Origin of the sequence: Cellulomonas fulva (assembly GCF_018531375.1) — a bacterium.
Lineage (GTDB): Bacteria > Actinomycetota > Actinomycetes > Actinomycetales > Cellulomonadaceae > Cellulomonas > Cellulomonas fulva.
Map to the genome: position 1 here is coordinate 1,947,902 of NZ_JAHBOH010000001.1, position 11,703 is coordinate 1,959,604.

12 protein-coding genes are annotated in these 11,703 nt (G+C 75.7%); 10 read left to right on the forward strand and 2 right to left on the reverse strand.

The genetic code is table 11. From position 1 onward, the window contains the following. Window positions 1-30 precede the first annotated feature (30 nt). From glmM to KIN34_RS08690, 3 genes are all read left to right on the forward strand, one after another. Window positions 31-1,377 (forward strand): phosphoglucosamine mutase, encoded by a 1,347-nt coding sequence (gene glmM, locus KIN34_RS08680; RefSeq protein ID WP_214349315.1) that lies wholly within the window; start codon window positions 31-33, stop codon window positions 1,375-1,377. Beyond that, window positions 1,374-2,021 (forward strand): peptide deformylase, encoded by a 648-nt coding sequence (locus KIN34_RS08685; protein WP_214349318.1) that lies wholly within the window; start codon window positions 1,374-1,376, stop codon window positions 2,019-2,021. The genes glmM and KIN34_RS08685 overlap by 4 nt, the downstream gene beginning before the upstream one ends. 171 nt (window positions 2,022-2,192) lie before the next feature. Further along, window positions 2,193-2,834, forward strand: coding sequence for a DedA family protein (locus KIN34_RS08690; protein WP_307858150.1), 642 nt, complete (start codon window positions 2,193-2,195; stop codon window positions 2,832-2,834). 78 nt (window positions 2,835-2,912) lie between these two features. Here KIN34_RS08690 and coaA read toward each other — a convergent pair whose 3' ends face one another. Next, entirely contained in the window at window positions 2,913-3,917 is a 1,005-nt protein-coding gene (gene coaA, locus KIN34_RS08695) for a type I pantothenate kinase (protein WP_214349321.1), read from the reverse strand. On the opposite strand from coaA, the gene glmS reads away from it, so the two are divergent. Genes glmS through KIN34_RS08710 form a run of 3 tightly spaced genes read left to right on the forward strand, consistent with a single transcriptional unit; the run spans window position 3,916 to window position 6,481 of the window. Then, window positions 3,916-5,772 (forward strand): glutamine--fructose-6-phosphate transaminase (isomerizing), encoded by a 1,857-nt coding sequence (glmS, locus tag KIN34_RS08700; protein ID WP_214349324.1) that lies wholly within the window; start codon window positions 3,916-3,918, stop codon window positions 5,770-5,772. The two genes, coaA and glmS, sit on opposite strands and share 2 nt — an antisense overlap. Beyond that, entirely contained in the window at window positions 5,772-6,131 is a 360-nt protein-coding gene (locus KIN34_RS08705; RefSeq protein WP_214349328.1) for a MazG nucleotide pyrophosphohydrolase domain-containing protein, read from the forward strand. Before glmS ends, KIN34_RS08705 begins: the two co-directional genes overlap by 1 nt. Beyond that, entirely contained in the window at window positions 6,128-6,481 is a 354-nt protein-coding gene (locus tag KIN34_RS08710) for a holo-ACP synthase (protein WP_214349331.1), read from the forward strand. The genes KIN34_RS08705 and KIN34_RS08710 overlap by 4 nt, the downstream gene beginning before the upstream one ends. Window positions 6,482-6,494: 13 nt before the next feature. On the opposite strand, the gene KIN34_RS08715 is transcribed toward KIN34_RS08710, so the two are convergent. Further along, entirely contained in the window at window positions 6,495-7,481 is a 987-nt protein-coding gene (locus KIN34_RS08715; protein ID WP_214349334.1) for an LLM class F420-dependent oxidoreductase, read from the reverse strand. A 57-nt stretch (window positions 7,482-7,538) separates the two neighbouring features. Between KIN34_RS08715 and KIN34_RS08720 the strand changes: the two genes are divergently transcribed. The 4 genes from KIN34_RS08720 to tsaB are packed head-to-tail and all read left to right on the forward strand — an operon-like array spanning window position 7,539 to window position 11,687. After that, a complete protein-coding gene (locus tag KIN34_RS08720) occupies window positions 7,539-9,104 on the forward strand; it encodes an NAD(P)H-hydrate dehydratase (protein ID WP_214349336.1) in 1,566 nt (521 codons plus the stop codon). Window positions 9,105-9,145: 41 nt separating this feature from the next. Continuing rightward, window positions 9,146-10,372 (forward strand): alanine racemase, encoded by a 1,227-nt coding sequence (gene alr, locus KIN34_RS08725; protein WP_214349338.1) that lies wholly within the window; start codon window positions 9,146-9,148, stop codon window positions 10,370-10,372. Then, on the forward strand, window positions 10,369-10,989 hold the full coding sequence (tsaE, locus tag KIN34_RS08730) for a tRNA (adenosine(37)-N6)-threonylcarbamoyltransferase complex ATPase subunit type 1 TsaE (RefSeq protein WP_214349339.1): 621 nt from the start codon (window positions 10,369-10,371) through the stop codon (window positions 10,987-10,989). Before alr ends, tsaE begins: the two co-directional genes overlap by 4 nt. A gap of 5 nt (window positions 10,990-10,994) precedes the next feature. Beyond that, the gene (tsaB, locus tag KIN34_RS08735) at window positions 10,995-11,687 is read left to right on the forward strand and encodes a tRNA (adenosine(37)-N6)-threonylcarbamoyltransferase complex dimerization subunit type 1 TsaB (RefSeq protein WP_214349341.1); all 693 of its coding nucleotides are present in this window, start codon (window positions 10,995-10,997) and stop codon (window positions 11,685-11,687) included. Window positions 11,688-11,703: the final 16 nt, after the last annotated feature.

Sequence of the window (11,703 nt, forward strand, 5' to 3'; positions counted from 1 at the left end):
ACGTTGCAGCGCGACGACGAAGGGGTTGCCATGGGTCAGCTGTTCGGCACCGACGGGGTCCGGGGCCTCGCCAACAAGGACGTGACGGCCGAGCTCGCGCTCGACCTGGCGGTCGCGGCGGCGCACGTGCTCGGCACGCGCGGTGAGTTCGCCGGGCACCGGCCGCGCGCCGTGGTCGGCCGGGACTCGCGCGCGTCGGGGGAGTTCCTCGCGGCGGCGATCTCCGCCGGGCTGGCGTCGGCCGGGGTCGACGTCAACAACGTCGGCGTGCTGCCGACGCCCGCGGTGGCGTACCTCACCGCGACCACCGGCGTGGACATCGGCGTCGTCCTGTCCGCGTCGCACAACCCGATGCCGGACAACGGGATCAAGTTCCTGGCGCGCGGCGGGCACAAGCTCGACGACGAGCTCGAGGCCGCGATCGAGGCCCGCATCGGCGAGGACTGGCAGCGCCCGCTCGGCGGCGACGTGGGTCGCATCCGCGTGGACACGGGCGGCGCCGGTGACGCCTACGTCGAGCACCTGGTCTCCACGATCTCGACGCCCCTGGCGGGCCTGCGCATCGCGGTCGACTGCGCGAACGGCGCCGCGAGCGAGGTCGGCCCGGCCGCGCTGCGGGAGGCCGGTGCCGACGTCGTCGTGATCAACGCGTCGCCCGACGGCCGCAACATCAACGAGAAGTGCGGCTCGACGCACCCCGAGCAGCTGCAGTCGTTCGTCGTGGCGTCCGGTGCGCACCTCGGGGTCGCCTTCGACGGCGACGCGGACCGCTGCCTCGCGGTGGACGCCGAGGGCCGGCTCGTCGACGGCGACCAGATCATGGGCGTGCTGGCGCTCGCGCTGCGGGACCAGGGGGACCTGGTCGAGGACACCCTCGTCACCACGGTGATGAGCAACCTGGGCCTGCGGCTCGCGATGGAGGCCGCCGGCGTCCGCACGGTCGAGACCGCGGTGGGCGACCGGTACGTCCTCGAGGCCATGCGCGCGGGCGGCTACAGCCTCGGTGGCGAGCAGTCCGGCCACATCATCATGGCGGCGCACGCGACGACCGGTGACGGCGTCCTGACGGCGCTGCAGCTCGCGGCGCGGGTCGCGGCGACCGGGGAGTCGCTCGCGGCGCTCGGCGGGGTCGTGGAGCGGCTGCCGCAGACGCTCGTCAACGTGCCGGGCGTGGACAAGTCGCGCACCGACGACGAGCACCTGCTCGCGGCGGTCGCCGAGGCCGAGGTCGCGCTCGGCCGCACGGGGCGCGTGCTGCTGCGCCCGAGCGGCACCGAGCCGCTGGTGCGCGTGATGGTCGAGGCCGCCACGCAGGCGGACGCGGACCGGGTCGCGGGCGGCCTCGCGGACGTGGTCCGGGAGCGGCTCGCGCTGTGACGGCGCTCGACGCCCGGCTGCGGGAGGAGGTCCTGCGCCTGCTCGAGGCCGCGGGCGACGGCACCGCGCCGATCACCCGCGCGGGGCACCCGGTGCTGCGCGGGACCGCGCAGCCCTACGACGGCCAGCTCGAGCCCGACGAGCTCACGGCGCTCGTCGCGCTCCTGCACCGCACCATGCGGGCCGCGCCGGGGGTGGGGCTGGCGGCGCCGCAGGTCGGCCTCGCGCTCGCCCTCGCGGTCGTCGAGGACCCGGGCGTCCCGCTCGAGGCGATCGCCGAGGTGCGCGAGCGCGCCCCGCTGCCCTTCCGGGTGCTGGTCAACCCGTCCTACCGCGCCGAGGGCGACGAGCGGGCGGTGTTCTACGAGGGGTGCCTGTCGGTGCCCGGCTACCAGGCCGTCGTCGCGCGGCACCGCGCGGTCCGGCTCACCGCCCACGACGAGACCGGCGCCGCGGTCGACGAGGTGCTGACCGGGTGGCCGGCGCGGATCGTGCAGCACGAGACGGACCACCTGCACGGCACCCTCTACCTGGACCGCGCCGAGCTCCGGTCGTTCACCGCGGCCGACGAGCTGGGCGTGCGCTGGGCGAGCGAGCCGCGGCCCGAGGCGGCCTCGGCCGCGCTGGGCTTCCCGCTGACCTGAGCGCGCGGGAACCCGGGGCACGCCGCCCGCGTTCTCCTCGCGGGACCAGGGTGCGGTCAGGGTCGACTCGGGGGGTGTCCCGATGCCCTCGCTCCCCGGTGCCGCGTACGGTGGCACCATCGCGATCCGGTCACGGGGCACGGCGCGGACACGACACGGACGGAGCACGCGGTGGGTCTCGAGGCGTGGGCGCTGGAGCTGGCCGGCTCCGTCTGGGTCTACCCGGTGATGTTCCTGTTCGCCACGATCGACGGGTTCTTCCCGCCGATCCCGAGCGAGTCCGTGGTGATCGCGCTCGCGACGCTCTCGGTGAGCGTCGGGGCGCCGAACCTGTGGATCCTGGTGCCGGTGGCCGCGCTCGGCGCGTTCGTGGGCGACCAGATCGCGTACACGATCGGCCGCCGCGTGCCGGTGCGCGACCTGCGGCTGTTCCGCTCCGCCAAGGCCCAGGCGGCCCTCGACTGGGCCGAGCACGCGCTCGAGCGGCGGGGGGCCGCGTTCATCATCGCGGCGCGCTACATCCCGGTCGGCCGCGTGGCGGTCAACATGACGGCCGGCGCGGTCGGTTTCCCGCGCGCGCGGTTCATGATGCTGGACGCCATCGCGGCGCTGACCTGGGCGATCTACTCGGCGGCGATCGGCGTGAGCGCCGGCGCCTGGCTGGGTCACCACCCGGCGCTCGCGGTCGTCGTCGGGGTGGTCGGCGGCATCCTGATCGGCGTGGCCGTGGACTGGTTCCTGCGGCGCTGGTTCGAGAGCCGTGCGCCGGTGCCGGACGGCGTGGCGAGCCCGCCGGACCCCTCGACCCTCTAGCGAGCAGCCTCAGGAGCAGGTGCAGCCTCGGAGCAGGTGCAGCCTCGGAGCAGGTGCGGACTCGGAGCGGGCGCAGCCTCAGAGCTTGCGCAGGCGCACGCGCTCGACGCTGTGGTCCGGCCCCTTGGTCAGGACCAGCGTGGCCCGGCTCCGGGTGGGCAGGATGTTCTGCTCGAGGTTGGGGGAGTTGATCGAGTCCCAGATGGACTCGGCCCGGTCCACGGCCTCGTCGTCCGTCAGGGACGCGAACCGGTGGAAGTAGGACGCGGGGTCGGCGAACGCGGTCCGGCGCAGGCTCAGGAACCGGTCGACGTACCACTGCCGCACGTCGCGCGGCCGCGCGTCGACGTAGATCGAGAAGTCGAAGAAGTCGCTCACCGCGAGGCTCGACGTGCCCTCCGCCGACGGCCGCGCGGGCTGCAGCACGTTGAGGCCCTCGACGATCAGCACGTCGGGACGCTGCACGACCGTCTCGCGGCCGGGCACGATGTCGTAGGTCAGGTGGTCGTAGACGGGCGCCCGCACCTCGGGACGCCCCGCCTTGACCTTCGAGACGAACCGCAGCAGCGCGCGCCGGTCGTAGGACTCGGGGAAGCCCTTGCGCTGCATGAGGCCGCGGCGCTCGAGCTCGGCGTTGGGGTACAGGAAGCCGTCGGTGGTGACGAGCTGCACCCGCGGCGTGGCGGGCCAGCGGGCCAGGAGCTCGCGCAGCAGGCGCGCGGTGGTGGACTTGCCCACGGCCACCGAGCCGGCGACGCCGATCACGAAGGGCGTGGGCGCGATGTCCTCCCGGAGGAACGTCGACGACGCGGCGTGCAGCCCGCGCGTGGCCTCGATGTACAGGTCCAGCAGGCGCGAGATCGGGCGGTAGATCGCGTCCACCTCGGCCAGGTCGATCGGGTCGCCGATGCCGGCGAGGCGTTCGACGTCCGCGTCGGTGAGCGGCAGCGGGGTGGACGCGGACAGCCGCCGCCACGCCTCGCGGTCGAGGTCGACGTAGGGCGTCGAGGGGGCGACGGACGGCGTCGACGACGACGGGAGCACGCACTGATTGTGCCGGACGCCGCCTAGACTCGCCCGCATGTGTGGAATCGTCGGCTACGTCGGCAGCCCGGTCGCCAGCGCCCGCCCCCTCGACGTGGTCCTGGAGGGGCTGCGCCGTCTCGAGTACCGCGGGTACGACTCGGCGGGCGTCGCGCTCGTCGCCCCCGGGCGTGAGCTCGCGACCGCGAAGAAGGCGGGCAAGCTCGCCAACCTGGTCGAGGAGATCGACGCCCACCCGCTGCCGGACTCGACGGCGGCGATCGGGCACACCCGCTGGGCGACGCACGGCGGGCCGACGGACGTCAACGCGCACCCGCACGTGGCCGGCCGGCTGGCGGTCATCCACAACGGCATCGTGGAGAACTTCGCGGCGCTCAAGGCGGGCCTGCTCGCGGACGGGGTCGAGTTCCTCTCGGAGACGGACACCGAGGTCGCGGCGCACCTGATCGCCCGGGCCTACGACGAGACCGGCGACCTGACCGCCGCGATGGCGCGGGTGGCCCGCAGCCTGCACGGCACGTTCACGCTGCTGGCCGTCCACGCGGACGACCCGAGCACGGTGGTGGGCGCGCGGCACGACTCGCCGCTCGTCGTCGGCATCGGCGAGGGCGAGAACTTCCTCGGGTCGGACGTCGCGGCGTTCATCGCGCACACGCGCGAGGCCCTCGAGCTGGGCCAGGACCAGGTGGTGACCATCACGCCCGACGACGTCGTGGTGACGGACTTCGACGGCGCGCCGGCCGACGCGCGGCGGTACACGGTGGACTGGGACGCGGCCGCCGCGGAGAAGGGCGGCTTCCGGTCCTTCATGGACAAGGAGATCCACGACCAGCCCCAGGCGGTCGCGGACACGCTGCTGGGGCGCACCGACGCGAGCGGGCGCCTGGTGCTGGACGAGGTCCGGATCGACGAGGCGCTGCTGCGTGCCGTCGACAAGATCGTCGTCGTCGCCTGCGGCACCGCGGCCTACGCGGGGCACGTGGCCAAGTACGCGATCGAGCACTGGTGCCGCATCCCCGTCGAGGTCGAGCTCGCGCACGAGTTCCGCTACCGCGACCCGGTGGTCGACGAGCGCACCCTCGTCGTCGCCGTCTCCCAGTCCGGCGAGACCATGGACACGCTCATGGCCGTGCGGCACGCGCGCGAGCAGGGCGCGCAGGTGCTCGCGATCGTCAACACCCACGGCTCGACCATCCCGCGCGAGTCCGACGCGGTGCTCTACACCCACGCCGGGCCCGAGATCGCGGTCGCCTCGACCAAGGCGTTCCTGGCCCAGATCACCGCCGCGTACCTGCTGGGCCTCTACCTGGCCCAGCTGCGCGGCAACATGTACGCCGACGAGGTCGCGTCGATCCTGGGCGAGCTGCGCGCCATCCCGGACAAGATCCAGCAGGTGCTCGACCGCGAGGGCCGGGTGCGGGAGATCGCGCGCTGGATGGCGGACACGCAGTCGGTGCTCTTCCTGGGCCGGCACGTGGGCTTCCCGGTCGCGATGGAGGGCGCGCTCAAGCTCAAGGAGCTCGCGTACATCCACGCCGAGGGCTTCGCGGCGGGCGAGCTCAAGCACGGCCCGATCGCCCTGATCGAGCCCGGCCAGCCGGTGTTCGTCGTCGTGCCGTCCCCGCGCGGCCGGCACTCGCTGCACTCCAAGGTGGTCTCCAACATCCAGGAGATCCGCGCGCGCGGCGCACGCACGCTCGTGATCGCCGAGGAGGGCGACGAGGCCGTGCGGCCGTACGCCGACGAGGTGTTCTCGGTGCCGCAGGCGCCGACGCTGCTGGCCCCGCTGCTGGCCGTGGTGCCGCTGCAGATCTTCGCGTGCGAGCTCGCGACGGCCAAGGGCCTGGACGTGGACCAGCCGCGCAACCTCGCCAAGTCGGTCACGGTCGAGTAGTGGAGCTGGCCGCGGCGCAGCGCGAGGTCGAGACGATCTCGCGCGTCTACGCGCGGCTGCACGGCATCGAGCGCACCGACGACTGGCTGGTGCTCAAGCTGGGTGAGGAGGTCGGCGAGCTCACGCGTGCCTACCTCGCGTGGTCCGGGCGGTCGCGGCACGAGGCCTCGTCCGACGAGCGTGCCGCGGACCTGCGCGACGAGGTCGCGGACGTCCTGGCGCACCTGCTGCTCGTCGCCGAGCGCACGGGCGTGGACCTCGACGACGCGCTCGAGCGCAAGTGGTTCCGCTGGCGCCACCTGATCGAGGACCAGGACCGGCTGCCGGACGGCGACGTGAGGTCGGAGCCGGGCTCGTGATCGTCGGGGTCGGGATCGACGTCGTCGACGTCGCCCGGTTCGCGGCGACGCTGCAGCGAGTGCCTGGCCTGCGCGACCGCCTGTTCACGCCCGACGAGCGCGAGCTGGCCGACCGCTCGCTCGCCGCGCGGTTCGCCGCGAAGGAGGCCGTCGCGAAGGCGCTCGGCGCCCCGCCGGGGATGTCCTGGCAGGACGCGACCGTGCGCCGGGTCGCGGGCGCGCAGCCGGTCGTCGAGGTCACGGGCACCGTCCTCGCACGCGCGACCGAGCTCGGGGTCTCCCGCTTCCACCTGTCGATCTCGCACGACGCCGGCATCGCCTCCGCCGTGGTCGTCGCCGAGCGCGACTGACTGCGGGAGGCGGTCAGCGCAGCGCGGGGACCACCTGGGACTCGAAGAGCTCGATGCTCGAGCGGTCGTAGGCGGCGTCGGCGAAGTACGTGATCGCGTAGCCCAGCCCGAGGCCCTGGAGCTCCTGGAGCTTCTCGACGACCTGCTCGGGCGTCCCGACGAGCGGGCCGTTGCGCAGGTCCTCGGCGAGCTTCGGCGCCTTGTCCGGCACCGTGAGCGCGTAGTGCTCCTCGGCCCAGGCGATCTTGTCGTCGACGTCCGCGGTGGTCTCGCCGATGATGACGTTGTAGTTGGCCGACCGCGTGATCTCGCCGGGGTCCCGGCCGATCGCGGCGCAGTGCTCGGCGAGCACGGCCGACTTGTGCGCGAAGCCCTCCGGCGAGCCGTCGAAGTTGGTGTACTGCGCGTGCTCCGCCGCGATGCGGAGCGTCTTCTTCTCGCCGCCGCCCGCGATCCACAGCGGCGGGCCGTCGACCTGCAGGGGGAGCGGCGCGAGCTGGGCGCCGGACACCTGGTAGTGCGCGCCGTCGAGCGTCGCCACGCCGTTGGTCCAGAGCTGCTTGAAGATCTGCACGCCCTCGTCGAGCATCGCGATCCGCTCGCCCGCGGACGGGAAGCCGTAGCCGTACGCGCGCCACTCGTGCTCGTACCAGCCCGCGCCGATGCCCATCTCGACGCGCCCGCCCGAGATCACGTCCGCGGTCGCGGCGACCTTCGCGAGGTAGGCGGGGTTGCGGTAGGCCATGCACGTGCACATCTGGCCCAGGCGCACGCGCGACGTGCTCGCGGCGAACGCGTTGATCAGGCTCCACGCCTCGTGCGTCGCCTCGCCGTTGGGCTCGGGGACCGCGTGGAAGTGGTCGTACACCCAGATCGACTCGAACGCGTCGCCCTCGTCGGCGTGCCGCGCGAGCCCGCTCATCACCGCCCAGTGGTCGTGGGCGTCGATGCCCGTGAGGTCCTGCCGCCAGCCCTGGGGGATGAAGAGTCCGAAGCGCATGCGCAGGACGTTACGCCGTCCCGTGCGCGCGCGCCGCGTCAGGGCCAGGATGGGCGGGTGCTGCTCTCCTGGACGTCCGCGCAGGTCCGCGCCGCGGAGGAGCCCCTCCTGGCGGCCGGGGTCCCCCTGATGGCGCGGGCGTCGTCGGCACTCGCCGGGGCGGTGGTCCGGGTGCTGCGCGAGCGGCGGGGGGCCGTCGTCGGCGGCCGCGTCGTCCTGCTCGTCGGACCGGGCAACAACGGTGGCGACGCGCTGCACGCCGGGGCGTACCTGCGCCGACGAGGCGTCGACGTCCTCGCGCTGGCGCTCGCACCACGGGTGCACGACGAGGGCCGAGCAGCGCTGGTCCGCGCGGGCGGCCGGATCCAGGCGGTGACGGACGGAGCCGCCGGGGCGGGTCGCGAGGCTCGCGCGCAGCGTGCCGAGCGCAGCGGCGCGACGGAGCTCGAGGCGGCTGTCCGCGCCGCCGCGGGCGCGGACGTCGTCGTGGACGGGATCCTGGGCCTGGGCGCCCGTCCCGGCGGGCTGACGGGCACGGCGGCGCGTCTCGTGACGCTCCTGACGCAGCGCACGACGCCGTCCGACGAGCGCGGCCCGGTCGTCGTCGCGGTCGACACGCCGTCGGGGATCGGGGTCGACGACGGCGGCGCGGCGGGCGTGGTGCTGCCCGCCGACCTGACCGTGACGTTCGGCGCGGCCAAGCCGGGCCTGCTGCTGCCTCCGGCGACGCACCTGGCCGGCGCGGTCGAGCTCGTGCACCTGGGGCTCGACCTCGGGGGCGCACCGGCGCTCGCGCGGCTCGAGGACGCGGACGCGGCGGACCTGTGGCCGGTGCCCGGTCCGGCGGCGCAGAAGTACTCGCGAGGCGTCGTCGGGGTCGTCGCCGGGACGCCGCGCTACCCGGGCGCGGCGGTGCTCGCCACGAGCGCGGCCGTGCTCGCGGGTGCGGGGATGGTGCGGTACGTCGGCGACGCGGGCGAGGAGGTGCTCGCGCACCGGCCGGAGGTGGTGCTCGGGGTCGGCCGGGTGCAGGCGTGGGTGCTCGGCCCGGGCGTCGCGCCGGACGACGACGCGCAGCGCGGGCGGGTCGCGAGCGCCCTCGAGGGCGTGCTGCACCGCGGCGAGCCCGCGGTCGTCGACGCCGGGGCGCTCGACCTGCTGCCGGAGCGGGTGCCGGCCCACGTGGTGCTCACACCGCACGCGGGCGAGCTCGCGCGCCTGCTGTCCGCCCGGGGGCACGACGTCGCGCGCGAGCAGGTCGAGGCCGAGCCGTGGCGCTGGGCGCGCACCGCCCACGAGGAGACCGGCGCGACCGTGCTGCTCAAGGGCCACGTCACGGTGGTCGTCGGACCCCGCGGCGCCGCGTACGCGCAGGCCGACGCGCCCGCGTGGCTCGCCACGGCCGGAGCGGGCGACGTCCTCGCCGGGCTGCTGGGGGCGCTGCTCGCCGGCCGGGCCGACGACGCGGTCGAGGACCCGACCCTGGTGCCTGCCCTCGCCGCCGCGGCAGCCCTGGTCCACGGCCGCGCCGGCCACCACGCGAACCCCGACGGCCCCCTCCACGCCGGGGCCGTGGCCGCGGCGATCCCCGCCACGCTCCGCGCGCTCCTCGCGCGCGGGTGACCGCTTCCGGTCCGCGGGCGGGGCAGTGGGAGGATGAGCGCGTGAGCTTTCCTGCCCGGGCCGTCGTCGACCTGTCCGCCATCGCGAGCAACGTGCGGTCGCTGCGCGCGCACGCCCCGACCGCTCAGGTCATGGCCGTCGTGAAGGCCGACGCGTACGGTCACGGGCTCGTGCCGGCCGCGCGCGCCGCGCTCGCGGGCGGGGCGACCTGGCTGGGCGCGGCGCAGATGGACGAGGCGCTCGCGCTGCGGGCCGCAGGCCTCTCCGAGCCGCGCGTCCTGACCTGGTTGTACGCGCCGGGCGCGCCCCTCGCGCGCGCGATCGAGGCGGACGTGGACCTCGCGGTCTCGTCGGCGGCCGCGCTCGCGGAGGTGGTCGCGGCGGCCCGGCTCGTCGGACGGACGGCCCGGGTGCACCTCAAGGTCGACACGGGGCTGGGCCGCAACGGCCTGACCCCCGCCGACCTGGCGGACGTGCTGCCGGCGGGCCTGCGGGCGCAGGCCGACGGGGCGCTCGCGCTCGTCGGCATCTGGTCGCACCTCGCGTTCGCCGACGAGCCGGACCACCCCACGGTGCGCGCGCAGCACGGGGTGTTCGCGGATGCCGTGCGGCTCGTCGAGTCCGCCGGCGCCGCGCTCGAGGTGCGCCACCTGGCGAACTCCGCGGCCACCCTGACGTCGCCGCAGGTGCACTACGACCTGGTGCGCCCCGGGATCGCCGTGTACGGGCTCTCGCCGGTGCCGCAGCTCGGCTCCTCGGCGGACTTCGGCCTGGTACCCGCGATGACGTTCGAGGCCGAGCTGGCGACGGTCAAGCGCGTGCCCGCCGGTCACGGCGTGTCCTACGCCCACCAGTACGTGACGTCGCGCGACACCGTGCTCGGGGTCGTCCCCGTCGGGTACGCCGACGGCGTGCCGCGCCACGCGTCGGGCACGCCCGAGCGGCCCGGCGGTCCCGTCCGGGTCGGTGACCGGACGGTCGGCGTGGCCGGCCGGGTCTGCATGGACCAGGTGGTGCTCGACCTCGGCCCCGACGCGACCGAGCAGCCCGGCGACCGCGTCGAGCTGTTCGGCACGGGCGCCGACGGCGGGCCGACCGCGGAGGACTGGGCCCGCGTGGCCGGGACCATCTCCTACGAGATCGTCACGCGCGTCTCGCGCGGCGTGCCCCGCGAGTACGTGGGACTCGACGGGGCGGTGCCGTCCCTCGCTGCGTCGTCGGCGTCGGCGTCGGCCGGCGCGGGCGCCGGGACGGGGGCGGCGCTGTGACGGGGCAGGACGAGCTCGTCGTGCGGCTGCCCGACGCCGACGCGACCCGGGCGTTCGGGCGCGCGCTCGCCGCGCGGCTGCGGGCGGGTGACCTGGTGGTGCTCACGGGCGACCTGGGGGCCGGGAAGACGACCCTCACGCAGGGGATCGGCGCGGGCCTGGGCGTGCGCGGCCAGGTCGCGTCGCCGACCTTCATCATCGCGCGCGAGCACCCGCCGCTGCCCCGTCCGGACGGCTCGCGCGGCCCCGCCCTGGTGCACGTCGACGCCTACCGGCTGTCCTCGCTCGACGAGGTCGAGGCGCTCGACCTGGACTCGAGCCTGGAGGAGGCCGTGACCGTGGTCGAGTGGGGCGCCGGCTGGGTCGAGCAGCTCACCACGGACCGGCTCGAGCTCGCGCTCACGCGGCCGCGCGGGGCCGGGGGGACCGGTGCGGAGCCGGCGCCCGACCGGGGGCCGCAGCCCGACGAGCCGGACGGCGACGGCGGCGCCGGCGAGCGCGTGCTGCGCGTCCGGGGGATCGGTGCGCGCTGGGCGGGGACCGAGCTCGCCTCGCTGGTAGGCGCGGGCCCGGCCGCTGACCGGGGCGACGCGCCCGACGACGAGATGGCAGGCTGAGCGCCGTGCCTCTGCTCGCGCTCGACACGTCGTCCGCCGTCTGCGTCGCCGTCACCGACGACGAGGGGCGGCCGCTGGCCCGACGCCGCGACGAGCTGCCGCGCCACCACGCGGAGCTCCTGGCCCCGATGGTCGCGGGGGTGCTCGCGGACGCGGGCGTCGACCGACGCGACCTCACCGCGGTCGTCGTCGGCACCGGGCCCGCACCGTTCACCGGCCTGCGCGTCGGGCTCGTCACGGCCCGCGCGCTCGCGCTCGCGCTCGGCATCGACGCGCTGGGCGTGCCGAGCCTCGACGCGCTCGCCGCGGCGGCGCTGCGCGCCGTGCCCGCCGGCTCGCCGCTCGTGGTCGCGACCGACGCGCGCCGCCGCGAGGTCTACTGGGCGGCGTACGCGGCGGACCCGTCGTCCGGCGGGCCGCGCGTGCTCGTCGCGCCGCGGGTCGGTCCGGCCGCGGACGTCGCCGACGAGCCGGCCGTCGCGGGCGGCGTCGTCGTCGGCGCGGGCGCGGCGCTCTACCCGGACGCGTTCGCCGGACTGACCCGGACGGAGCAGCCGGGCCTCGACGAGCTCGACGCCGCCGAGCTCGCGGCGCTGGCGGTCGCTCGTCGTTCCGCCGGCGTGCCCCAGCCCACCGACCCGCTCTACCTGCGCCGCCCGGACGCCGTGCCGCCCGCGGCCGGCAAGCGTGTGGGCTGACGACGGTGGGTCGGCG